Raw genomic sequence first — 25,048 nt, forward strand, 5'->3', positions numbered from 1 at the left:
GGGCTTAGCTGAACAGGGACTTAAGTGTGTCCAAATGTTGGTACTTAAGTTCTTGGTCCATCCAACTGCCGGTAATGCCATTAACCGCGAGTTGATAGAGTTCGGCTTTGTTAATGTCTGAGTCGTTAATCAGGGCATTGTAGTTCGCTTGCATATAGCCACCGAAATACGCTGGGTCATCCGAGTTGACTGTCGCTTTTAAGCCTAGGGCCAACATGTCCTTAATGGGATGGTCAGTCATATCATTTACAACGCACAGCTTTAAATTGGAAAGTGGGCAGACCGTCAGCGTTAGCTCCTGCTCTTTAATCACTGCCACTAATTTTTCGTCTTCTAAAGCACGGTTACCATGGTCGATACGGTCCACTTTAATTTGTTCTATGGCTTGCCAGACATACTCTGGCGGCCCTTCTTCGCCCGCGTGGGCAGTGACTTTTAAGCCTAATGCTTGGCAGGCTTCAAATACTCGAAGAAATTTTTCTGGAGGATGGCCAAGTTCAGAACTGTCTAGTCCGACACCATCGATCCAGTTTAGAAATGGTTTGGCAAGTTCGAGGGTTTCGAAAGCGCTTTCTTCGCTAAGGTGGCGTAGGAAAGACATAATGAGTTTAAAACTCATACCCCATTGTTGCTGAGCGTCTTGTAAGGCGCGATATATCCCCGTAATTTGTGTTTCGAATGCCACGCCACGAGATAAGTGACCCTGGGGGTCGAAAAAGATTTCAACATGCACAACATTTTCTTCATGCACCTTGGTTAAGTAAGCCATGGTTAAATCATAGAAGTCGACTTCATGAAGCAGCACGGACATGCCTTGGTAATAAAGGTCTAGGAAATCCTGTAAATTGGTAAACTGGTAAGCAGCTTTTAATGCTTCAACACTTTGATACTTAAGTGGAACCTGATTACGCTGGGCAATAGCAAACATTTGTTCTGCTTCAAATGTGCCTTCAATATGTAGATGCAACTCCGTTTTTGGCATTGTTTTGGATAATTGCAAAAGGGTGTCTTTAGAATCCATGGGCTGACCTCAAAAAAATGGATATGGTTTGTCATGCCGCGTTTAGTATGCAGATAAGGACAAAGTGTTAATAGGATTGTATTCGTAGAAGTAAAAATAGACCTCCAAAAGTTGGAGGTCTATTCAAGGTAGAAAATTAACGCTTAGCAGATGAAATTAACGAGGTACTTCGTCAGTAATGCCTTCAACGTACCAGTTAACTTGTGCTAGTTCTTGATCATTCAAAGAATAACCATCCGCGACTACTAGGTTGCCTTTGTTATCAGTGATAGGGCCTGTGAAAGGCTTAAATTCACCAGACTTAATCGCTGTAAATGTCGCATCAATTTTGCTACGAACATCTGCTGGAAGGTTGTCGTTAATCGACGCAAGGCTTAGCATTTCTTCGTCAAAGCCACCCCAGAAATCCGCTGGCTTCCAAGTGCCATCCATAACCGCTTGAGCCGTTTTGATGTAGTACGGAGCCCAATCATCACGTACAGAGAAGATGTGTGCGTTAGGGGCAAATTGGCTTTGGTCAGACGCTTGACCAATACCACGAATACCGCGTTTTTCTGCCGCAATAAGTGGTGCTGGGCTATCAGTATGCTGCATCAGAACATCAACGCCTTGGTCAATTAGAGCATTCGCCGCATCCGTTTCTTTACCTGGATCGTACCAAGAGTTAACCCACACAATTTTCATTTTCACGTTAGGGTTAACGCTTTTCGCGCCCATGTAGGTCGCATTGATATCACGAATTACTTCAGGAATCGGGAAAGAGCCGATGTAACCGATTGTGTCAGATTTTGTCATCATGCCAGCTGTGACACCCGATACATAACGACCTTCATAAGTACGTAGTACATAAGTGCCTAGGTTTTTAGAGCGCTTGTAGCCTGTTGCATGTTCAAACGTTACTTTAGGGAACTGCTTCGCTACTTTTACCGTAGGATTCATGAAACCAAAAGAAGTTGTGAAAATTAGATCATTGCCTGCTTTTGCCAATTGCGTGATAACGCGCTGAGCATCGGCACCTTCTGGCACGTTTTCAACAAACGTCGTTTCTACTTTATCACCAAAATACTCTTCAAGCTCTTGGCGACCACGGTCATGCTCGTAGCTCCAGCCTAGATCGCCAACTGGGCCAACATAGACAAAACCAATTTTAAATGGATCAGCAGCTTGAGCCGCACCCACTCCCGCTAGTAGACCAATGCCAAGCAATAAACTTTTCAATTTCATATTTCGCTCCTATGGTGCCCGAAGGCGATGATTTTCTCATGAATGAGAAAGGTTAGTTATAATACGATTAAGCCATTTGTCTAGGGTCAAAAGGTTTGCCTAAAGACCTTGGGGCTAATAGTTTTTCTTTAAACTGATCTGCGCTGATGATGACCATTACTACTACCGTAGCCACATAAGGCAGCATGGCAAGTAGGTTTGGAGAGATCGACCAACCAATACCTTGTAATACCAGATGCATGATGCTGGCAAAACCAAACAGATAAGCCCCTAGCATGATGTTACCAATTCGCCAGGAAGCAAATACCACCAGTGCTAGGGCGATCCAGCCGCGTCCTGCGGTCATGTTTTCCACCCACATTGGGGTGTACACCAAAGACATATAAGCGCCCGCTAGGCCTGCCATACCGCCGCCAAACATGATGGCAAGATAGCGAACTCTTAACACCTTAATGCCAATGGCATTGGCTGCATGAGGGTTTTCCCCCACGGCTTTTAATACCAAGCCAATGCGTGTTTTGTTCGCCACATAAGCAATAACACCCGTTAATACGAAAGACAGGTAAACAATAATATCGTGGTTAAACAAAATGCGACCAAGATAAGGAATGTCCGATAGATAAGGAATGGCGATAGGTTGGAAACCTTGAATGGTTTGGCCAACAACACCGGAACCAATGAAAGCACTCAAACCTGTACCAAAAATAGTAAGGGCTAGGCCGGTAGCAACTTGGTTTGCTCCCAATTGCAGTACTAAGACGGCAAAAATGAGGCTCATCACACTGCCCATGGCAATGGCGCCAAGTACACCAAAGCCAGCATTACCAGTGGAGTAGGCGGCAAGGAAGCCCACCACCGCGCCCATTAGCATCATGCCTTCTTGACCTAGGTTTAAAATGCCAGACTTTTCACAAATTACTTCCCCTAAGGCGATAAACAGCAATGGGGTGCCAGTTTTAATGGCAGCAAACAATATTTGAACAATTAAATCAGCGTCCACAACAAGCTCCTAGGCAGCATTCTGATGAGTAAAAGTTAAGCGGTTGCGGATGAAGAAATCACAAGCCAACAGGAAAAATAGCAACACACCTTGGAACATGCCAATCACGGCAATCGGTATGCCCATTTCAATTTGGGCCAAGTCGCCACCCATATAAAGCACCGCAAGGAAAACCGCTGCAACAATGGCACCTAATGGGTGTAAACGAGCCAAATAAGCCACAATAATGGCCGAGTAGCCATAACCGGGAGAAACGTTTGGAACCAACTGACCAATCGGGCCTGTGACTTCGCCCACCCCAGCAAGACCAGCCAATGCGCCGGCAAACAACATTACAAACCAACTGATGTTTTTGCCTTTAAAGCCTGCATAACGTGCGGCGGGCTCATCTGCGCCAAACACGCGGATCTGGAAGCCTAGGTGGGTTTTGCTCAAAATAAACCATGCAATCAATGCACAGATTATGGCGAATAGAACCCCTAAATGAATACGTCCGCTATCAAGCAAAGTTGGTAGCAAGGTATTGTCGGAAAAAATAGCCGATTCAGGAAATCCAAAACCATCTGGGTCTCTTAGGGGGCCATTTACCGCCCAAATAAGCAGGTAGAGGGCGATGTAATTGAACATGATGGTGGTGAGAATCAGGTTCGAGTTAAAGCGTAATTTCAAAAAGGTTGGTAGTGCGGCCCATGCCATGCCAGAAAGAATACCAGCAAGCAGAGTTAGCGGCAGAGCAATAAAGGATTCCGAGTCAATGAAATACAACGCAACCGCTGAGCCGCCTAAGGCGCCTGCTAACAACTGGCCTTCTGCGCCAATATTCCACATATTGGCTCGATAACACAAAGACAGGCCAACTGCACAAAGTAGCAAAGGCCCCATTTTGACGAACATTTCACCTATGTTATAGCTGTCAGAAAGTGGCGCGATGAGCAATAAATGCATCGCTTTAAGGGGGTCTTTACCAAGGGCAGTGAAAAGCACGAAGCCGAACACCAAGGTAAAAGTAATGGCCAGCAAAGGTGATGCAAAAGACATGAAGGTGCTCGGTTCTGTGCGAGCTTGGATGCGGATCATGCAACAGCCTCCGTGGTTGAATTAATGAAGGTGCCAGCCATCCACTGTCCTATTTGATCAATGCTGGTTTGCTCGGTTTGGACTAAGGGCGATAAATAGCCATCACACACCGCGGCCATACGATCGGCCAATAAAAAAAGCTCGTCAATGTCTTCCGATACCAACAAGATAGCGGCGCCTTGATCTCTGAGTTCTAATAATGCCTGATGTATGGTGAGGGCGGCCCCCACATCGACACCCCAAGTTGGGTGAGCACAAATCAGTACTTTAGGGTTTTGGCCAATCTCGCGGCCCATAATGAATTTCTGTAGGTTACCACCACTTAAGCTCTTGGCTTCGGAAAATTCACCGTGGCATTTAACCTTGTATTGATCAATTAAGCGGTTGGCGTAGTCTTTTAAAGACTGCCATTGCACGAGCCCATTTTTTACAAAGCCCTTGCTATGAGTGAGCAATGTATTCTCAGTTAAGCTCATATCCGGAACAGCGCCACGGCCTAAACGTTCTTCGGGAACATAAGCGATTCCCAATTGGCGGCGGTCTCCGGCACTTAAATGACCAATAGACAGGGATTCGAGGGTGAGTGAATCTTTAACGTTGCGAGAGTCTTCACCACTGATAATCGCCATCAATTCATCTTGGCCATTCCCCGCGACACCTGCAATGCCCAAAATTTCACCGGCCTTAAGGTCTAGGCAAATGTCTTTAAGAGCGGTGCCAAAAGGTTGTTTGGCAGCAAGGGATAAATTGTTGATCGCAAAAGCGGTTTTTGTTCCTTGTTTTTTGGAGTAACCAGCATCTTGCTCAGCTAAGTCGCCGACCATCATTTTAGCGATGGACGCAGGGGTTTCTTCAGAAGGGGCGCAAGTGTCTACCACTTTGCCGCCACGTAATATGGTGGCTTGATCACAAATCTCAGTGACTTCGTGAAGTTTATGGCTGATAAACAAAATACTACAGCCTTCTTTTGCAAGGGTGCGTAATACGCCAAATAGACCACTGACTTCTTGAGGCGTTAATACTGATGTAGGCTCATCCAAAATGAGAAGTTTTACCGATTGGACTAAGCAGCGCATTATCTCGACACGTTGTCTCTCCCCGATAGATAAAGAATGTACGTATCGGTCAGGGTCAACATCTAGCCCATATTCTTTTGAAAGCTCGGTGATTTTGTTGCCAAGGTGGCCAATTTGAGACAGTTGCTTTTTACTTAAACATAATTCGATATTTTGGCTGACGGTCAGGGTTTCAAATAATGAGAAATGTTGAAAAACCATGCCTATGCCTAGGTCTCTTGCCGTAGAAGGGGATTTAATTTCCACCTGCTTACCATTCCATAGAATGTCTCCAGTGTCTGGCGAGACAACTCCATAAATGGATTTCACTAGGGTGCTCTTTCCTGCACCGTTCTCACCTAATAAAGCATGGATCTCACCAGGCTTGAGGGATAGGCTAATGCGATCATTCGCAAGACAGCCAGGGTATTGTTTCGTCAACTCGACGAGCTCAAGTCTGGCTGTGGGGCTATGCTGTTCTAACGTTTGCGACACTGTGTTATCTCTACAGTTAAGGCTTTAGATAGAAATAGGAGAACCCATTTACTATCGAGTTAAATCACCAGTTCAAAACGGAATGGTGGGCTATATCTTAATAAACTTTCCCATGCACTAATGCGGTGCAAATAGGTTGTTTTATTATTGACCATGCATGAAAATGATCCATTCGGTCAGAAAATTAATCCCTTTATTTAAAGTATTTTAGAATTATCTGGTATCTATCAATATCTATGCCAATACTTTTAGTCGTGCACTTATTGGGTGCGAAGGATACGTAAATTTAGCTTGGTTGTCTGCCTCTAAACACTCATCTTCTGCTGGTGGTCTATTTAAATTTCTCATTTTGTTTTCTTTTGGTTGTGCTCATACATGATGGCTAGCATTGTCTTTGCGCTTCCAGTTCAAGCAAGAAAGACTCTGTTTCTTTATAGCGATAAATCAATAGTTGTCCTTTCAAATTCTTCTATCTACAAGTAAAGGGAAACTAGATTAAAGGCTGCCTATTCCTAGGAAAGGAGTGGGCTTTTCTGTAGAATCCGCCCAAACAATAAAATCGAGTTTATAGGGTTGCGCCTTGCACCTGCTCAACCAGATATCGATTTGCTGAAAAAATAAATGGCGACAAGCCTAATGTTTAACAGTACTGACGAGTGTTTTGCACAGGTTCAAAAACACAAATGAGAGTTTTTTTTCTTTTCCTAGTTGACATATGAGTTGTCCACTAAGTCTGTGGATAAACTTGTTGGCTACCGGATTTTTTCCTTATTTTGCGTTGCGAGGCCCATGTGATTTCAGTTGTTTTTCGTTGTGATGATTATTGGGTGATTACAAAGCCTGCAGGAATGAGTTTTCATAGTGAATCGTTGGAAGATGGGGTAATGCAGAGTCTCGCGACTTTGTATCCAAAGCAGACCTTCTTTCCGGTCCACCGCTTGGATAAAATGACGTCCGGTTTGTTGATTGTGGCTTGTAACAGCGCAGCGGCGGCTACCTTCGGTGGTATGTTTGAAGCCCATGAAATAGAAAAACGCTATGTGGCACTTTCTAAGCGTAAGCCAAAGAAGAAGCAAGGTTCAATTGTTGGGGGTATGGTGCCTAGTAGAAGAGGCCAGTGGCGGCTCACGAACGGAAAGGAAAATCTTGCCAGAACTCAGTTTTTTTCCACATATTTTCAAGGGGTTAGGGTGTTTTTATTGCGCCCATTAACAGGCAAGACACATCAGTTAAGAGTTGCCTTGAAGAGTTTAAGCGCCCCGATACATGGGGATAAACGCTATGCTGGTGACCCTGCGGATCGAGGTTATCTACATGCTTATCGCTTAAGTTTTGAGTGGCAAGGTAAGCGCAAAGAATATGTGAGTGCGCCCTTCGGTGGCGAGCTTTTCAATCAAGAGTTGTCGGATTTTATTGACGATCATTTTAAAGAGGCCGATTTAAGCTGGCCTCAACACAAGTAATAATACTGGCTCAGTTTAGCTTAAAACTGGGAAGGGAATTTAATGAAGAATATTTTGGTTTATTGTCGTCAAGGTTTTGAGAAAGATTGTGCGGCTGAACTTGCGGATATCTCTAGTGCGAAAGGCTTTTATGGCTATGCTAGCGTGGTTCAGGATGCTGGATATGTTGTGTACAACTTTTCAGAGTCTGATGCTGGTGAGCGCTTAATCGCCCTGCTAGATTTTAATAAGTTAATTTTTGCGCGTCAGATTTTAGCGGTTAATGATGTAATTGAGTTAGCGCCAGGGGCACGGGTCGAATCACTTCTTGAAGCGGCAAGAGAATTGCCTCTAGGGCAAGATGTGATTATCGAAACAGCCGATACCAATGATGCCAAATCCCTTTCTGGTTTAATCAAAAAACTAGACAAGCCCTTAAAACAAGGGTGGAAAAAATCGGGAGTAATGCGTAATAAAGCGGTTGGTGTGCATCACCATGTTTTCCTATTAAGCGGTGAGGAAGCCTATCTGGGCGTCTCCTATGCTCATTGCCGTAGCGAATTTCCTATGGGGATCCGACGCCTTCGTTTTCCTGCCGCTGGCCCAAGTCGCTCAACCCTTAAACTTGAAGAAGCTTTTTTACAGTTTGTGCCTGAGCGTATGCGTGAAGCCAATCTTATTGATGGCATGACGGCAGTCGATTTAGGGGCTGCTCCGGGTGGCTGGACTTATCAATTCGTGAAAAAAGGCATTCACGTTATTGCCATTGATAACGGCCCCATGCAGAAAGAGCTGATGAGCACTGGGTTAGTTGACCATGAAAAAGCCGATGGCTTTAAATATGAGCCCCCCTATACGGTGGATTGGTTAGTTTGCGATATGGTGGAAAGGCCGATAAAAGTGGCGGAGTTGATGGCCCATTGGCTGGCAAGTGGTTGGACTCGTCGCGCTATTTTTAATCTGAAGTTGCCAATGAAGAAGCGATACCAAGAAGTGATGCTGTGCTTAGATAAGATTGAAGCCCTGTTGACTCAAGCGGGTGTTGGCTATCAGTACCAAATCAAACACCTTTACCATGATAGGGAAGAGATTACAGTCTGCATTATTGTTCACTAAATGTTGGGTGTTATGACAACCCCAAGTTAACTTGGGGTTGTCATGAGTTATCACTAGATAGATTCTGTCGTTTTAAACACGTGGTAGCCCATGGCTTCTTCCATGAGCTCATCGCGCTCGTAAATATCCTCTCTAAATTCCGGCATGCCATTGGCGTTCGGAACCACGGTTAAATACACCAAGTACACAGGCAAGTAAGTTGGAAGTGAAATGACCGTAGTGGCTTGGCTGTTCAATGTGCTGGCCAAAGACTTACCCTGTTTACTGCCTTTTAGAAGGGCTTGGGCAAATTCATCCGGTTTTTCTAGGCGAATGCAGCCGGAGCTAAAGGCGCGAGAACTTTCTCTGAATAGGTGTTTGGCAGGAGAGTCGTGAAGGTAGATTTCATTTTTGTTCGGAAACATAAATTTATATTGGCCAAGAGCATTGCTTTCATCGGCTTCTTGTTCGAAGCGATAAGACAGATTTTCTGGGCGCATTTCTTGCCAATTAATGGTGGCAGGGTCTATGACTTTTGCCCCTATGCTCCAGCTTGAATAAACCTTATAGCCGTAACGTACCAGATAATCAGGATCTTTTTGGATCTTAGGTAATAAATTCTCACGGGCGATGCGCTGTGGAACTCGCCACGTTGGGTTGGTGACCATATAAGTCATCAAACCTTTAAATACAGGGGTTTTACGCTCAGCTTTACCAATAACCACCTTCATGGTGGTGCGTTCACCATTAAAGAAAAGATCGACGCTGTAGTTAGTTAGGTCAACCCAAGCACGATTAGCCTCTAACTCACTTGGAAGCCAGCGCCATCTTTCTAGGTTGTAGGCAATCTGGTTAGCCCTTTTGGTGAGAGGCACATTGAGCATTTGAATGGTTTTTGAACCTGCGGCACCATCGGCGACAAGGCCGTGCCGTTGCTGGAAGTTCATTAAAGCTTGTTGTAGTCGTTCATCAAATGCTTCTTCATCGACTTTTCGGGTTGAGAAACGAATGTCTCCAAGTTGTACAAGTCTTGCTCTTAATTGCGCGACTCTAGGCCCTTCATCACCGATGGATAGTGGCACGCCAGGGCTGACCAGTATGTCCGATTCCTTTTTCGCTAGATCTTGGTAATACACTAGCCACTTTTGTAACACTTGATATTGAGGGCTGCGTGGTGCCAGCAAAGGTAGGGCATTAACCATGTCTGTAGCAGACTCTAAAAATAATAAGTCTTTCCAGTGATTGCTGGGGGCATCAAGTTGCCAGTTGCTATCAATTAATTGAGGCTCATAGCGACCGTTGCTCAAATCGTGTGCGTAGCTGGCCAGTGCAATGGTGGTAATAACGTCCATTTCCGCCAGTTGTTGTTGGCTTGGCTGATTGATCGCTAAATATTCTTTAATGATGTCTGTGTGGTAGTGAATTGGGTTTAAGCCATGGCTTGAAGAGCTTTCCAAAACATCAACCAGCTTATAAATAGACATGTTGATGGCATTGTTTTCGATCCAAATAGGATTATGATCTCGTGCTTCATAGGCTTCTAGCACGGTATTGTTAGGAAGTGCTTGTCCAGCCACAGGAGTAAAAGCATTGAGCATTAAAGCTACTTGTTGATTCACGCTTGTCTCAATTTGAGATTCGCTAGGGGGGACAAGCAAGTTGGTCTTTGGGCTGGGTGAGGAGCAGGCACTTAAAAAAGCTGTAGCCGCTATGGCGACAAGTAAGCGTTTATTCTGTCTCATTCATACTTCCTTTTGATAAAAGAGAGGGGGAGTGGGTGGCAACTTCTAAAAAACTAATGGTATCAATTGCTTGTTGTTTTGTATTGCCACAAATGTCTATGTCGGGCATAAAATCTCGACACACATCAGGCCGTTCAGCCGAGCCAAAAATAGCGCAACGAGCATCGTCTAATAATTGCACGCAGCGCTCACCGGCAGGTTTGCCGTTTGGCATGCCAGGAATTGCAGAGCTAATGGATGGGGCGATACAACAGGCGCCGCACTCGGGTCTGCATTCCATTTGTAACAATCCTTCATTTTTGAGTGTGAGTTAAAGAGGCTTTTGAAAACAAGCAGTTAAATTTGTAGTATTTTTTACGTTTTCATTACTCTATTGGAAATTTTAGAGTATCGTATTCTTTGTGTATAAGGGATAATTAGAGACAATACGATACAAATATTTACATATCAAGGTTGTGGCGGTCAGCATATGGAACACAAAATTCTCGTTGTGGAAGACAGTCCTGTAGTTTTAAAGGTACTAAAGCATTTGCTTAGTCAGAAACCTGGATTTCTGCCCGTGTTGTGCACTTGCTACAAAGAAGCTGAAGAACAGCTAGCAAAACACGATGATTTTTATGCTGCAATTGTCGATCTAAATCTACCGGATGCTGAAAACGGTGAAATTGTAGATCTAGTGCTCGACAAGAAGTTGCCTTGTGTTGTGCTGACAGGTAATTTCGACGATAAGCTTCGCTTAAGTCTCTTAAACAAAGGTGTGTTGGACTACATCACCAAAGACAGTCGCTACTCTTTTAATCATGTCATTAAAGTAATCGAACGCTTAAAAAAGAATAAAGACATAAAAGTCCTCGTTGCGGAAGACTCCATTACCAGTCGTCATTTCATTAAACATCTGCTTGAGCAATATCGTTTCCAAGTTATTGAGGCAGAAAACGGTCAAGAAGCCTTGGCGCAATTAGAAGCAGATGATGAAATTCGTATGCTCATCACAGACTTTAATATGCCATTGGTTAATGGCTATGAATTGGTGCGCATGCTGAGGTACAACTCACGATTCCAAGACTTGGTTATTATCGGTCTTTCTGCCGAAGGGGACAGCTCATTATCGGCGAAATTTATTAAAAGTGGTGCCAATGACTTCTTGAAAAAGCCTTTTTACCATGAAGAATTTCATTGTCGTGTGGTGCATAACTTAGAAGCTCAAGAGATGCTGGAGACCATTCGTGATCTTGCTAACCTAGATGCTCTCACTAAGTTGTATAATCGCCGTTATTTGTTTGAAGAAGGTGAAAAGTTCTATCGTAAATCTGCTAATGCAAAAGCAGGCGCCTCTGTCGTGATGCTAGATATCGATCACTTTAAGTCAAAGAATGATGCTTATGGTCATGTGGTAGGAGACGTACTTATTGAGTCGGTTGCGCAAGCAATTAAAGTCGCTTTTCCCAATTATCTCGCCAGCCGTTTTGGTGGAGAAGAGTTTTGTGTCATAGCAAACTGCTCTGGAGAAGAGTTAATAAAAGAATTGAACGATTTTTTGCAGACTTTGCGAGAGCTGGAGCTTACGGAAGCAAAAATCAAGCTGACTTGCAGTATTGGTGTCTGCGGTTTGGCGGGTAAGACCTTCGAAGAGGCCATTGGGATCGCAGATGATCATTTATATGAAGCTAAGCGCTTAGGGCGAGACCAAGTAGTTGGTGTCTAGTCGAAAAACGAGTCAAAAAAAGCACTGCCCAGGCAGTGCTTTTTTGTGCGTTCTAAAGATTAACCTTTTAGCATTTTCGCTAGAATCGGGTTAACTATGGCAGGGTTGGCTTTGCCCTGAGAAGCTTTCATTACTTGGCCAACAAAGAATCCAATCATTTTCTTCTGCTTATCCGATTCAGCACTGCGATACTGCTCAACCTGAGCGGTATTCGCGTCCAAAATGGCTTGAATCATTTCTTCGATCGCGCCTGTGTCAGTGACTTGCTTCAAGCCTTTGGCTTCAATGATGTCATCCGCTGAACCTTCGCCGTCCCACATTGCTTGCAACACATCTTTGGCTGTTTTGCCGTTAATGGTGTTGTCTTTTATGCGTTCGAGTAGGGTGCCAAAGGCATCCGCAGAAACCGGTGATTCATTGATATCAAGCTGAGCCTGATTAAGCAGTTTACTCAGTTCGCCCATTACCCAGTTGGCCGTTAATTTGGCGTCTTTAGTAATATTGTTGGCTTGCTCAAAGTAATCCGCTAAAGGGCGAGAAGATGACAGAACACTGGCATCATATTCACTTAGGTTAAGCTCAGACTGGAAACGAGCGGCTTTCTGGTTTGGTAGCTCTGGCAGTGTGCTCTTAATTTGGTCTACATACTCTTGAGTTAGCACGATAGGAAGCAGGTCTGGGCAAGGGAAGTAGCGGTAGTCGTTCGCGTCTTCTTTCGAGCGCATACTGCGTGTTTCGTTAAGCTCAGGATCGTACAGACGCGTTTCTTGGACAATGCGCCCGCCGTCTTCAAGGATGTCAGCTTGACGTTCAATTTCAGTGTAAATGGCTTTCTCAATGAAACGGAACGAGTTGACGTTCTTTATCTCGGTGCGAGTGCCATACTCCTTTTGTCCCTTTGGACGCAAAGATAGGTTAATGTCACAGCGCATAGAGCCTTCAGCCATATTGCCATCACAGATTCCCAAATAAGTCACAATAGAGTGAATCATTTTAACATAAGCAACCGCTTCTTTTGCGGAGCGAATGTCAGGCTCGGATACGATTTCCAGTAGTGGCGTGCTTGAGCGGTTTAAATCTATGCCCGTCATACCTTGGAAGTCTTCATGCAGGGATTTGCCCGCATCTTCTTCTAGGTGGGCGCGAGTGATACCTACACGGGTTGTTGTGCCGTCTTCTAGGGTTACATCGAGGTGGCCAATACCAACGATAGGGTGGTCCATTTGGCTGGTTTGGTAGCCTTTTGGTAAATCTGGGTAGAAATAGTTTTTGCGTGCAAAAACAGATGTCATACCGATTTCAGCATTAATCGCGTGACCAAACATAACAGCCATGCGCAACGCTTCTTTGTTGAAAACAGGCAATGCACCGGGCATACCAAGATCAACAAGAGTGGTTTGTGTGTTTGGCTCGGCGCCAAAACCAACGGCTGCTCCAGAAAATAACTTCGATTTAGTGGCAAGTTGAGCATGAATCTCAAGGCCTATAACGACTTCCCAGTTCATAGTTATGCTCCTTTTGCCATGTTAGGTGTTTGTGTGTGCCAGTCAGTGACTTGTTGATACTGATGAGCAACGTTTAGCAGCTTTGCTTCGCTAAAGTAGTTGCCCATAATTTGTAGTCCAACAGGCATATTGTTGGAGAAACCAGCGGGTACAGACATGGCAGGAATGCCGGCTAGGTTGACGGATAGGGTGTAAATATCCTCAAGGTACATGGCAACCGGGTCACTGGTTTTGCTGCCTAGTCCAAAGGCCGTGGTTGGTGCAACAGGGCCCATGATGACGTCGACTTCTTCCAATGCGCTAACAAAATCTTGCTTGATTAAGCGGCGAATACGTTGTGCTTTTAAGTAGTAGGCATCGTAGTAGCCTTCCGACAAAGCGTAAGTGCCCACCATAATGCGCTTTTGCACCTCAGTTCCAAACCCTTCGGCGCGACTACGAGTGTACATGTCCATTAGGTCTTTAGGGTTCTCACAGCGATGACCAAAGCGGACGCCATCAAAACGCGAAAGGTTGGAAGATGCTTCAGAAGGCGCAATGACGTAATAGGCTGGAATGCTCAGCTGCAAGTTTGGCAGGGAGATTTCTTTTACAGTGGCTCCAAGTTTTTCAAACTCTTTTACGGCATCCATGATGATTTTAGCAACGTTGGCGTCTAGGCCATCACCAAAGTACTCTTTGGGTAAGCCGATTTTTAGGCCGCTTAAAGGGGCGTTCAAGCTGCTTACGTAGTCTTCTGTGGCGGTTTCTGAGCAGGTTGAGTCATTCTGATCAAAGCCCGCCATGGCTTGTAGCATGTGGGCGCAATCTTCCGCGCTTTTGGCCATCGGACCTGCTTGGTCAAGGCTTGAGGCGTACGCGATCATACCAAAACGAGACACGCGGCCATAAGTTGGTTTTAGACCTGTGATGCCACAAAAAGAAGCAGGCTGGCGAATAGATCCACCTGTATCCGTGCCGGTTGCTGCAGTGGCTAAACCTGCGGCAACTGCTGCGGCTGAACCACCAGATGAGCCACCTGGAACGGTTTCAAGGTTCCATGGGTTTTTCACTGCACCATAAAAGCTGTTCTCGTTAGAAGAGCCCATGGCGAACTCATCCATATTGGTTTTGCCCAACATGACAGTGCCAGCTTGAGCCAAACGCTGTGTGACGGTGGACTCATAAGGTGGGATGAAGTTGTTCAGCATTTTGGAGCCACAGGTGGTCAAAGTGCCTTGAGTACAAAATAGATCTTTGTGAGCAATTGGTATGCCGGTTAAGGCATTGCCTTGGCCTTGGCTTAAAATGGCGTCGGCGGCTTTGGCTTGTTCAAGGGCTTGTGACTCACTGACCGTGATGAAGCTGTTTAATTGTTCGTCAAGCTGGCTGATACGTTGTAAAAAATGTTGGGTTAGCTCAACGCTGGAAATCTCTTTGTTACGCAGTTGCTGCGCTAAGGTCGCGATGTTTTGTTGAAACATAATAAGCTCTTCTTAATCGATGACTTTAGGTACTAAAAATAGGCCGGCTTCGCTTAGCGGAGCATTAGCAAGAAAATCATCACGTCTATTTTCTTCAGTGACCACGTCGTCACGTAATCTTTGGGTGCTTTCAAGAGGGTTGGACAGAGGCTCGACGCCATCGGTGTCGACAGATTGCATCTGTTCAACCAGCGACAATACGCTAGAAAGTGAATGTTGGTATTGTTCGGCATCATCTTCGCTCAATGCGAGACGGGCGAGATGAGCAATTTTTTGCACGTCTTGTTTGTCTATGGACATGTTTCACCTGATTTTGGATGGTCGTAAATGCCGACTATTGTAACGTTTAGTTGATTGCCGAGAAAGATAACAGCTCGAAAAACTCTTAAGGATGCCGATAAATTAAAAAATTTTGCAGAAACAATAAAATAGAGCAAGTGTTTTCACATATTTACAGTATTCAGCTTGCCCAATGAGCGCGCGATTGTTACATTTTCAAGCTGTTCGTTTCGTATTTATCAGGGTGAAAGAATTCATGTTTAAGAAAATCAGGGGAATGTTTTCAAGCGATTTGTCAATCGATTTAGGGACAGCCAATACCCTTATTTATGTCCGTGACCGTGGCATTGTGCTTGATGAGCCTTCTGTGGTGGCAATTCGTCATAATGGCAACCAAAAAACGGTGGCGTCAGTCGGTACTGATGCGAAACGTATGTTAGGTAGAACGCCTGGAAATATAACGGCCATTCGCCCAATGAAAGACGGTGTTATTGCCGATTTTCACGTTACTGAAAAAATGCTGCAATACTTCATTTCTCGTGTTCATGAGAACAGCATGTTAAAGCCAAGCCCTCGCGTTTTGGTTTGTGTCCCTTGTAAATCTACCCAAGTTGAACGTCGTGCGATCAAGGAATCTGCATTAGGTGCTGGTGCTCGTGAGGTTTACATTATTGAAGAGCCAATGGCGGCGGCGATTGGTGCCGGTTTACCAGTTGCTGAAGCATCGGGTTCTATGGTCATCGATATTGGTGGTGGTACCACAGAAATCGCCATCATTTCTTTGAATGGTATTGTGACTTCCGAATCCATCCGTGTGGGCGGTGACCGCTTTGATGAAGCCATTACCACTTACGTGCGTCGTCAGTATGGCAGCTTAATTGGTGATGCCACTGCTGAGCGCATTAAAACTGAAATTGGTATGGCCTACAAAACAGGCGAAGAGCTACAGATTGATGTTCGTGGCCGTAACCTAGCAGAAGGTATTCCACGCTCTTTCACTTTGCACAGCACTGAAATTTTAGAAGCCTTGCAAGAGCCATTGGCACAAATCGTACAAGCGGTTAAAGGTGTGCTAGAGCAATCTCCACCAGAGTTGGCGGCAGATATTGGTGAGACAGGTCTTGTTCTTACCGGTGGTGGTGCTTTGTTGCGCGAGATTGACCGCCTAATTAGTGAAGAAACTGGATTACCAGTGATTGTTGCTGATGATCCACTAACCTGTGTGGCTCGCGGTGGTGGTATGGCGCTGGAAATGATGGACAAGCATGCCTCAGAATTGTTTACGGCTGATAACGAGTAAGGCTGAGGAGTAGGTCATTAAAAACTCGCTTTATTTCAAAGGCAAAATCTCCAGCACGAGAACCTTCGTGCTGGTGGTTTTGTCGATTGTTATGATTTTTGCTGACATTCGTTATTCTGCTTTTTCCTCGATTAGACCCTATCTCACGCTAATCGTGACGCCTATTCAAGTTGTCGTAAATACCCCACAAAAAATCTTCTATTGGTCTAGTGAGCACTTAGCGAGTCGTGAAGGCTTGGTTAAAGATAACAATAAGCTCAACGCCGAAGTGCTTATGCTACGTAGTCAATTGCAGAAGCTTAATGCTTTGCGAGCTGAAAATGTGCGTCTTCGAGAATTGTTGGATGCTTCTCAGCGAGTGGATGAGAAAATTGTCATGGCTGAGGTAATTGGCTTTGACCAAAATGCTTATAGTCACAAAATTCTTATTGATAAGGGCTTTTCTTCAGGGGCTTATGTAGGTCAGGCGGTGTTAGATGCAACCGGTGTGCTAGGGCAGGTGGTGGAAACCGCAGCATACAGTAGCCGAGTGTTGCTAATCGCCGATGCCAGTCATTTTGTGCCTGTACAACTGTCTCGTACCGGCTTTCGAAGCATTTTATCGGGCACAGGTGATTTAAAGAAAATGACCTTGTTGAGCGTCCCTCATTCGGTGGATATTAAGAAGGGAGATATTTTAACCACATCGGGTTTGGATGAACGTTTTCCAAGTGGATACCCAGTGGGCGTGGTGCGCAGTGTGGCCCATGTGCCGGGTAAAGCCTATGCGGATATCGATGTAGTGCCTTTAGCGCAACTAGGACGGAGTCGTCATGTCATGTTGATTGACCCTCCTCAAGAGCAAGAGGAACGTTAATGAAGCCTATTTTAGTTTTTTCAATTACCTTGCTGATTGCCTTAATGCTGGAAGCCATGACCTTTCCTGAACAACTCATTTGGTATCGTCCAGAGTGGGCCTTGTTGGTTATCTTGTATTGGGTGATCGCGCTACCGTTCCGCTTTGGGGCTGGTCTTGCTTGGTTTCTTGGGTTGATGGTTGATCTACTGCAAGGTGGGATAATCGGTCAGCACTCGTTGACTTATGTGGTCATCGCTTATGCCTGCGCGCTGTTTTATAAACGTTTGCGTATGTACCACCGTTGGCAACAAGGGGTTTTTGTTGCTGCTCTTGTGAGTATGAACCAGTTGGTGGATTTTTGGATTGATCACTATTTAGGGCATGCAGAACCTACATTGATGATCTTTATGCCTGCCATCATCACGGGTTTACTTTGGCCTTGGTCATTTGTTGTTTTACGCAGTGTGCGACGTATTTACGCTATTCGTTAGGATTAAACATGATTGTTTTAGCTTCAGCGTCACCTAGAAGAAAAGAACTGCTGTCTCTAATCGTCCCTTCCTTTGATGTCTTGCCAGCAGATATAGATGAAACGCCTATAAAGGGTGAAGCCGCCGAAGCTTATGTATTACGTATGGCTAAGGAAAAAGCCAGGGCTTCATTAGAGCGTTACAAGCAAACCAATGGCGTGGCTCAAAAAACAGTATTTATTGCCTCAGACACTTCTGTCGTCATTGAGGGTGAAATTTTAGGAAAGCCTCAAGATTTGGCTGAAGCCAAGATCATGTTACGCAAGCTATCTGGTCGTTCTCACCAAGTCATGACGTCTGTTTGCCTGTGTGATCAGAACCTAGATCAATTAGTGGCTGAAAATATCGTGACGCAAGTGTCTTTCCGCTCAATATCGGATGTTGAAATTGAGCAATACTGGCGTTCGGGTGAACCTGTTGATAAAGCTGGCTCCTATGCCATCCAAGGTTTAGGTGCTTTGTTTGTGACTCACATGTCTGGTTCCTATTCTGCCGTTGTTGGTTTGCCCTTGTATGAAACCTCACAATTATTAACCCAATTTGGAATTCAATCTCTAGAGGAAATGTGCCATGAGTGAAGATGTATTAATTAATGTCACCCCCATGGAAATTCGCGTTGCCCTTGTAGAGAATGGCGTGTTGCAAGAAGTCTACATTGAACGTTCTAGCCGTAAGGGCATTGTCGGTAATATTTATCAAGGCAAGGTGGTTAGGGTATTGCCAGGCATGCAGGCTGCCTTTGTGGACATTGGCTTGGAGAGGGCGGCGTTTATCCATGTGTCAGAAGTGGTTGACCGAGACGCGGTAAATCCAAGCGAGCAAATAGGGGATTACCTTCGTGAAGGGCAATCTCTAGTTGTGCAAGTCACCAAGGACCCTATTAGTACCAAGGGGGCTCGTTTAACAACCCACCTGTCGATACCTTCTCGTTATCTTGTCTATATGCCAGATCAAGCCCATGTTGGAGTGAGCCAACGTATAGAGGATGAGGCAGAAAGGGAGCGCTTGAAGTCTCTAGTATCCAATGCATTGACAGAAGCGGATGAGAATAATGGCTATATTTTACGAACGGCCGCTGAGCGTGCCGGAGAAGAAGAAATACTGGCCGATATTAAGTTTTTGACGCGCCTATGGCAGTCTGTCAAAAAACGCATTAAAACGGCCAAGGCTCCTTCTGTTATTTATGAAGATTTGCCATTACATCTTCGCACCATGCGAGATTTGGTCAGTTTAACGACTGAAAAAATACGCATCGACTCGAAAGAAAATTACACTAAGCTGCGTACTTTTGCGGAAGATTTTATTCCTGAGCTAACCAATAGTATTGAATATTACCCAGGCGAGCGTCCTATTTTCGATCTATACAGTGTGGAAGACGAAATCCATAAAGCTTTGGATCGCAAGGTGCAGCTTAAGTCCGGTGGTTATTTATTGGTGGAGCAAACCGAGTCGATGACCACCATTGATGTCAATACAGGCGCCTTTGTGGGGAGTCGTAACCTAGAGGAAACAATTTACAAAACGAATCTAGAGGCAGCGACGGCCATTGGTCGACAGCTTAGGTTGCGAAATCTTGGCGGAATTATCATCATCGACTTTATTGATATGGAAGACGAAGAACATAAACGTCAAGTTCTTCGCATGCTTGAAAAGGTTCTTGATCAAGACCACGCAAAAACAAAAATCACTGGGGTCTCAGAGTTAGGCTTGGTGGAAATGACCCGTAAGCGTACTCGTGAAAGTTTGGGGCAAACCTTGTGTGAGCCTTGTCGCTCTTGTCGCGGTAGTGGTTTAGTAAAAACCCCTGAAACAGTATGCTACGAAGTGTTTCGAGAGATTTTACGAGCCGATAGGGCCTATGATTCACAAACCTACACTGTGTTGGCGTCGGTGGCTGTGGTTGAGCGCTTTTTAGATGAAGAAAGCGTGTCCGTGGCAGAGCTTGAGGCCTTTATTGGCAAAACCATTCGTTTCCAAGTAGATTCGGTATATACGCAAGATCAATACGATGTAGTCTTAAGATAGTAGGAGAGCGGAGCTAGATGATGTTGCTGTTGCGCAAGTTGATCATCGTGATTTTTTGGTTAGCCGTGGTTTTTACGGCTACTCTAGCTATGCTCACTTACGGCATTAAGCATGCCTTACCTTATCTAGATTATTATCGACCTCAAATAGAAAACAACCTTTCACAAATTACCGGTTATCCGGTCACGTTAAAACGCATTGATGGCCAGCTTGAAGGTCTTGATCCTACCGTTTCAGTGGAAGGCTTACTAATTGAAAACAATGGCCAAACGTTAGTATCTATTGATGAGCTTAGAGTCAGGCTCGACAGTATCAAATCCCTGCTTACCTTAAAGCCTCAATTCACTTACGTACGTTTTGTCAAACCCGTAGTGGCTCTGCAGGAGCGGCAGGGACAATGGCAGCTGAAAGGCGCTTTGAGTAAACAAAGTGATAATGCGGGTGTCGGCGCTGAGCGGGTGTTGGGATATCTGGCGACACAGAAATACCTATCCATTCTTAATGCGACCATTCAAATTGACAGTGAAGAGTTGGGTACACATGCCATAAATATTCCCGAGGGGGATATATTCCAGCAGCAGAATCAATCATTGCTGACGGCTGAAATGTACCTTGATGATAACCCTGAAGCCTTTACGATTGATGCTAAGCTTTCTAGCTCGTTAAGTTTGTTTGATGACTATCGTATGCAGATGGCATTGCATCTTCCTAAAACGCCATTACCTTCTAGCCTTTCTCTATTTGAGCAAGTTCCTACACTGGCGGAGGTGCAATTGGGTGGGGATCTTTGGCTGGACTTCTTGGTCGGTAAAGATGTCTCCATTCAGCTAGAGTCCTCTCAGCTTGATCTAGCCTTTAAAAATGGTGATGAATACAGCCTTTCCCCGTCTATAAAAGCGAAATATAGCGCCAAAAAACCTCATATTAGAGTCGATGTTAATAATGTATTGCTGACGGACCAGGCCACCAATATATCCTTCGATTGGTCTTCTACTTCGGGGCGTAGCACTTTAAAGTTTGACCAAATTGATATGGCGGCTGCTAATAGAATAGGTTTGCAGTTTTTACAGCCTGAGTGGACAGCTACCGATATTCTATCTGGTTTATCCCCTCATGGTACGGCGAAAAATGCCAGTTTAACCATTTGGAAAGAAACGGAGGAATGGGCATTTCAGTATTTAAGTAACCTTCAAGATGCCTCGATAAGTGGCTATTTAGGAATCCCTCAAGCCAACAAGATAGATGCTATTTTTAGTCTTTCTGATAGAGACGGCTATATAGATTTACAGGGGAAAGAAAGTGTTATTGCCTTTGATACCTTGTACGACGAAGCTTGGCCTACCGAAAAGCTCAAAGGCCATGTGGCATGGCAGCAGCAAGGTGATTACTTTATTGTTAATGGTAGTGACCTTTATCTAAAGCGTAATCAAGCGGAAGTGAATGGCGGTTTCCGTTTAGAGATAAAGCCGGAAGCAAACGATTGGTTTGCGCTCGACCTTAATTCAAAGAACCTTGATTTAGAGGATCGACTTACTTATTTACCGAAAGGTGCTTTGGATGATGACATAGTTGACTGGATAGATACTGCATTCAAGTCTCCGGGAAAAGTGCCTAATCTTGATCTTATGGTGCACAGCGAGCTGGTGGAGGGAAGTTCACCTCATGTGCGTTTGCAAATTGAGGCTAAGGATCTACAAATTGCTTTTGATCCTAATTGGCCCAAGGCCGAACAGGTAACTGGTAAGTTTGATCTAGACCAACAAGGTATCCACATTAATGTTTCCTCCGCTAAGATGCGTGACCTCAAAGTGCAGAACATCGCTCTTAGTGTGCCTTTTGTGAAAGACGGGGTCACTTGGATGAATATTAAAGGGCATGTTAAGGATCAAGCGCCTGTTATCTTAGACCATTTGCAGCATACACCTCTTGCTGAAGATATTTTATCGCCTTTTGAAGAGTGGCAGATACAGGGGGAAATCGCTGGTGATCTAGATATCTCAGTGCCTTTTAGTGAAGACGTGTCACCTAGGGTTAAGTTGGCCCTAGACTTTGCAAAGAATGATGTTTATCTAGGGGAGCTTGACCTCGCGACGACTGTGCAGGCCGGACGTTTTAATTATGACTCCTCGCAAGGGATTTATGACAGTACGTTTGATGTCTCAACCCTTGGGGGGATCTCGCAGTTAACCTTAAGCTCTAATAGTGCTGATGACGAAACTCTTGTTATTGAAGGGGATTTATCTGGTCAAGTCGATGTGAGTTCAGTGGCTAATTGGTCAATAGTGCCTTTTCCAGAACTAATCGCCCAAAAGTTGACCGGAAAAGTTTCCTATCAGGGGCAATTGGCGATAAATAAATCCCAACAAGATCAATTTGATATGTCCATCACCAGTGATCTTGTTGGCGCGAATATCGATTTTCCAACACCGATCGGTAAGTCGGCAGATCAGCCTGTAAACTATAGCTTTAAGTTAATGCAGCATAACGATGACATGGTCATTGATGATGATTTTGGCGGCTTGGTTCGCAGCCGATTGTTGCTCCGTGATAGCGAGCTTGTCGGTGGTGAGGTGTTGCTAAATAAGGATCAGTCTTTTAACTCAAACATCCCTAATGGCTTAAAAGTTATTGGCCAAGTCAAGTATCTAGATATTTCTGCTTGGCAAGAAATCGTTGATGCCTTTATTGCTTACCATGAAGAGGGTGAGGCCGTGACGGATCAAGAGGCCTCTATCCTTGATATTCCTGAGTGGCTTTCTCAGATGGACATTATTATTGATGCCTTGGTCATCAACGAAGACAACACTCTCCATAATGCCAAGCTTGGTTACCCCATAAATCAAGGTTTACGTTTTAGTTCAGATGAAATGAACTTCGAACTCACACAAAAAGACTATGGTCCAGACTTACATTTTGACTTTCTCAGCTGGAATTTGTCTAAAGAAGATACGGAAGAGGGTGATAACGAGCCATTCGTACGGTCAGCACAAATTCCGAATATGACCTTGTCTATCGACCAGCTCTATATTGATAATAGCCCTTATGGTGACTGGAGTACCAAGATACAACGAGAAGGGAATAGGGTAAGGTTAACCTCAATTAGCTCCGAACTTAAGACCGGTGAGTTCGATGGTAGTTTGTTTTGGCAAGACCAAGAGGATCGATCCAATGTTGAGTTGACCCTTGGGGTTAAAGGTAAGGATTTGGCCGAGCTGACACAAAAGTTCTCGGATAAGCCTTTTGTGACCTCAAAAAATTATGACATCAATGTGGTGCTAAGTTGGCAAGGTCATCCTTTTCATTTTGATCGGCCGTCGCTGTCAGGACGTATCGGCTTTGCGGCCGACAATGGCAGTTTTACTCAGATTGAAGAGTTACCTGCCTTCTTAAAAGTGTTAGGGATTTTTAATGTAGGGGCTTTGAGTCGCCGATTATCCCTCGATTTTACCGACGTTTATGAGCCAGGGTTGAGTTACGATAGTTTTACGGGTGATATGGTCATATATAAAGGCTTATTAACGACTACTAAACCAGTCACCATTATCTCGCCTACCGCCGAATTATTTGTTGAGGGCAGTGCTAATATTGTAGAAGAAACCCTCAATGAGCGAATGACAGCGAGCTTCCCAATTTCTGGTACTTTGCCATTGGCGGGTTTGCTGTGGGGGACACCTCAAATTGCAGGCTTATTGTTTATCACAGATAGGTTGTTCGGCAGTCAAATATCTAAAGTAACCAGTGTACGTTATGACGTAACCGGAACCTTTGATAACCCGGTGATGACGCAAGTTAAATATCAGCCGACGCAATCTAAGAAAAGGAATGATTGATGAGCAGTTTAGTGGTGGCGGCGATTCAGTTAACCAGTGTGGCGGATTGGCGTGAAAACCTTGATAATGTGACGAGCCTGCTGCTTGCTGCGGTAAAAGATGGCGCTAGGCTTATTGTGTTACCTGAAAATGTATTTTTATTTAATGGTAAACGAATGCGCGAAATGGCGGCGTCTCAGGAGCAATATTTGCTTTTAGAGGCGGTTGCTGAATTGGCCAAAGAACATTCTGTCTATATCGTGATTGGCTCTCACCCAAGCCTAACAAGACCCGATGAAGAAATCGTGGCGTCGGGCCGTGTACGTCAGCGTTGCTGGGTGCTTGGTCCAAAGGGTGAACTCATAACATGCTATGACAAGATTCATTTATTTGACGTTCAGGTAGACGATAAAGCCGCCTCCTACCGTGAGTCTAGCTTTATTGAGCCTGGAGAAATTCAATTACAAGTTGTTGAAGTGGATGGCTTTAAACTGGGCTTAAGCATTTGTTATGATCTGCGTTTCCCTGAATTATACCGTGAGCTTGCAGTGCTAGGGGCTGAACTGGTGGTTGTTCCTGCTGCCTTCACTTATGTAACGGGTAAAGCCCATTGGAATACCTTGCTGGCGGCTCGAGCGATCGAAAATCAATACTATGTATTAGGAGTTAACCAATGTGGTTGGCATAATGAATTACGCCAGACTTATGGCCACAGTAGTCTGTATTCTCCAAATGGTGAGTGTTTAGCCATGCTAGAGGAGAAGCCCGGTTACTTTATTTATCGTATTGATCGTCAGGTGTTAACCGAGGTACGAGGGAAAATGCCTTGTCTGAGTCATAGAAGAATGTAAAAAATGCCCTAAAGGAATCTTTAGGGCATTTTTGTTGGAAGGGGGATTTAACCGCGTAAACCTAACTTGGTTTCTTCGATTTCACGAATCAGTTTAAAGAGTTTTTTACGGTTGGTGTTGCTCTTGTTGCCATTCTCGACTTCTTTTTGAGATTGGCGGATCAGCTGACGTAAAAGCTGAATTTCTTCCAAATTTGGATGTTCGTCCAGATATTTTGATAGCTCTTCTTTTGAATTTTCACCAATCAATGCATCACGTTTGTGTTCAAGTTGATGAAACAGCTTATTGTAAGCGGCAGAGGTTGTGTCAAATAAGGCCACTTGCTGAGAAATGGTCTCGTGGTCTTCGGTACGCATGATTTTGCCGATATATTGCAGGTGACGTCTCATGGCTTCACGCTGTTTGATGCGGTCGGCTTCAGCAAAGGCTTCACGCAATGTATCAGACATGGTCACTTTTTTAAGTTGGTTTTTGCTCAACCCAAGTAAGGTTTTGCCTAAATCTTGTAGCGCTTCCACTTCTCGCTTGATCTGGGTTTTGCTTTTAGGGATATCTTCTTCGTTTTCAAATTGATCAAAGTCTGTCATGGGAA

General features: G+C 44.7%; 21 protein-coding genes. 10 read left to right on the plus strand and 11 right to left on the minus strand.

The window, feature by feature from the left end:
• Positions 1–4 precede the first annotated feature (4 nt).
• From ACUM5Y_RS10885 to ACUM5Y_RS10905, 5 genes are all read right to left on the minus strand, one after another.
• Entirely contained in the window at positions 5–1,021 is a 1,017-nt protein-coding gene (locus tag ACUM5Y_RS10885) for an adenosine deaminase (RefSeq protein ID WP_445976901.1), read from the minus strand.
• A 156-nt stretch (positions 1,022–1,177) separates the two neighbouring features.
• Entirely contained in the window at positions 1,178–2,245 is a 1,068-nt protein-coding gene (locus tag ACUM5Y_RS10890; protein ID WP_445976902.1) for a BMP family ABC transporter substrate-binding protein, read from the minus strand.
• Between the two features lie 67 nt (positions 2,246–2,312).
• Entirely contained in the window at positions 2,313–3,245 is a 933-nt protein-coding gene (locus tag ACUM5Y_RS10895; protein WP_445976903.1) for an ABC transporter permease, read from the minus strand.
• 9 nt (positions 3,246–3,254) lie between these two features.
• Entirely contained in the window at positions 3,255–4,322 is a 1,068-nt protein-coding gene (locus ACUM5Y_RS10900) for an ABC transporter permease (RefSeq protein ID WP_445976904.1), read from the minus strand.
• Positions 4,319–5,872, minus strand: coding sequence for an ABC transporter ATP-binding protein (locus ACUM5Y_RS10905; RefSeq protein WP_445976905.1), 1,554 nt, complete (start codon positions 5,870–5,872; stop codon positions 4,319–4,321). The genes ACUM5Y_RS10900 and ACUM5Y_RS10905 overlap by 4 nt, the downstream gene beginning before the upstream one ends.
• Positions 5,873–6,699: 827 nt before the next feature.
• Between ACUM5Y_RS10905 and ACUM5Y_RS10910 the strand changes: the two genes are divergently transcribed.
• Positions 6,700–7,335, plus strand: coding sequence for a pseudouridine synthase (locus tag ACUM5Y_RS10910; RefSeq protein WP_445977267.1), 636 nt, complete (start codon positions 6,700–6,702; stop codon positions 7,333–7,335).
• Between the two features lie 42 nt (positions 7,336–7,377).
• A complete protein-coding gene (gene rlmM / locus ACUM5Y_RS10915; RefSeq protein WP_445976906.1) occupies positions 7,378–8,430 on the plus strand; it encodes a 23S rRNA (cytidine(2498)-2'-O)-methyltransferase RlmM in 1,053 nt (350 codons plus the stop codon).
• Between the two features lie 53 nt (positions 8,431–8,483).
• Here rlmM and ACUM5Y_RS10920 read toward each other — a convergent pair whose 3' ends face one another.
• Positions 8,484–10,151, minus strand: coding sequence for a L,D-transpeptidase family protein (locus tag ACUM5Y_RS10920; RefSeq protein WP_445976907.1), 1,668 nt, complete (start codon positions 10,149–10,151; stop codon positions 8,484–8,486).
• Positions 10,138–10,431 carry a YkgJ family cysteine cluster protein gene (locus ACUM5Y_RS10925; RefSeq protein ID WP_445976908.1) on the minus strand — a complete coding sequence of 98 codons (294 nt, stop codon included), beginning with the start codon at positions 10,429–10,431 and terminating at the stop codon, positions 10,138–10,140. Before ACUM5Y_RS10925 ends, ACUM5Y_RS10920 begins: the two co-directional genes overlap by 14 nt.
• A gap of 189 nt (positions 10,432–10,620) precedes the next feature.
• Between ACUM5Y_RS10925 and ACUM5Y_RS10930 the strand changes: the two genes are divergently transcribed.
• Entirely contained in the window at positions 10,621–11,856 is a 1,236-nt protein-coding gene (locus tag ACUM5Y_RS10930) for a GGDEF domain-containing response regulator (protein ID WP_445976909.1), read from the plus strand.
• 59 nt (positions 11,857–11,915) lie between these two features.
• On the opposite strand, the gene gatB is transcribed toward ACUM5Y_RS10930, so the two are convergent.
• From gatB to gatC, 3 genes are read right to left on the minus strand one after another with little or no spacing between them, the layout of a single operon-like run.
• Entirely contained in the window at positions 11,916–13,361 is a 1,446-nt protein-coding gene (gene gatB / locus ACUM5Y_RS10935; protein WP_445976910.1) for an Asp-tRNA(Asn)/Glu-tRNA(Gln) amidotransferase subunit GatB, read from the minus strand.
• A 2-nt stretch (positions 13,362–13,363) separates the two neighbouring features.
• Positions 13,364–14,824: an Asp-tRNA(Asn)/Glu-tRNA(Gln) amidotransferase subunit GatA gene (gene gatA, locus ACUM5Y_RS10940; RefSeq protein WP_445976911.1), complete on the minus strand. Its 1,461-nt coding sequence runs from the start codon at positions 14,822–14,824 to the stop codon at positions 13,364–13,366.
• Positions 14,825–14,836: 12 nt separating this feature from the next.
• Positions 14,837–15,124, minus strand: a complete 288-nt coding sequence (gatC, locus tag ACUM5Y_RS10945) for an Asp-tRNA(Asn)/Glu-tRNA(Gln) amidotransferase subunit GatC (RefSeq protein WP_445976912.1) — start codon at positions 15,122–15,124, stop codon at positions 14,837–14,839.
• A gap of 235 nt (positions 15,125–15,359) precedes the next feature.
• On the opposite strand from gatC, the gene ACUM5Y_RS10950 reads away from it, so the two are divergent.
• From ACUM5Y_RS10950 to ACUM5Y_RS10980, 7 genes are all read left to right on the plus strand, one after another.
• Positions 15,360–16,403, plus strand: a complete 1,044-nt coding sequence (locus ACUM5Y_RS10950; protein WP_445976913.1) for a rod shape-determining protein — start codon at positions 15,360–15,362, stop codon at positions 16,401–16,403.
• 67 nt (positions 16,404–16,470) lie between these two features.
• Positions 16,471–17,259, plus strand: a complete 789-nt coding sequence (gene mreC / locus ACUM5Y_RS10955) for a rod shape-determining protein MreC (RefSeq protein WP_445976914.1) — start codon at positions 16,471–16,473, stop codon at positions 17,257–17,259.
• Positions 17,259–17,732, plus strand: coding sequence for a rod shape-determining protein MreD (gene mreD, locus ACUM5Y_RS10960; protein WP_445976915.1), 474 nt, complete (start codon positions 17,259–17,261; stop codon positions 17,730–17,732). The genes mreC and mreD overlap by 1 nt, the downstream gene beginning before the upstream one ends.
• 8 nt (positions 17,733–17,740) lie before the next feature.
• Positions 17,741–18,349: a Maf family protein gene (locus ACUM5Y_RS10965; protein WP_445976916.1), complete on the plus strand. Its 609-nt coding sequence runs from the start codon at positions 17,741–17,743 to the stop codon at positions 18,347–18,349.
• On the plus strand, positions 18,342–19,796 hold the full coding sequence (gene rng, locus ACUM5Y_RS10970; RefSeq protein WP_445976917.1) for a ribonuclease G: 1,455 nt from the start codon (positions 18,342–18,344) through the stop codon (positions 19,794–19,796). Before ACUM5Y_RS10965 ends, rng begins: the two co-directional genes overlap by 8 nt.
• 17 nt (positions 19,797–19,813) lie before the next feature.
• On the plus strand, positions 19,814–23,626 hold the full coding sequence (locus ACUM5Y_RS10975; protein WP_445976918.1) for a YhdP family phospholipid transporter: 3,813 nt from the start codon (positions 19,814–19,816) through the stop codon (positions 23,624–23,626).
• Positions 23,626–24,456 (plus strand): carbon-nitrogen hydrolase family protein, encoded by an 831-nt coding sequence (locus ACUM5Y_RS10980; protein ID WP_445976919.1) that lies wholly within the window; start codon positions 23,626–23,628, stop codon positions 24,454–24,456. Before ACUM5Y_RS10975 ends, ACUM5Y_RS10980 begins: the two co-directional genes overlap by 1 nt.
• 47 nt (positions 24,457–24,503) lie before the next feature.
• Here ACUM5Y_RS10980 and yjgA read toward each other — a convergent pair whose 3' ends face one another.
• Positions 24,504–25,043 (minus strand): ribosome biogenesis factor YjgA, encoded by a 540-nt coding sequence (gene yjgA / locus ACUM5Y_RS10985; RefSeq protein WP_445976920.1) that lies wholly within the window; start codon positions 25,041–25,043, stop codon positions 24,504–24,506.
• Positions 25,044–25,048 lie beyond the last annotated feature (5 nt).

It is taken from the genome of Marinomonas dokdonensis (assembly GCF_052747885.1).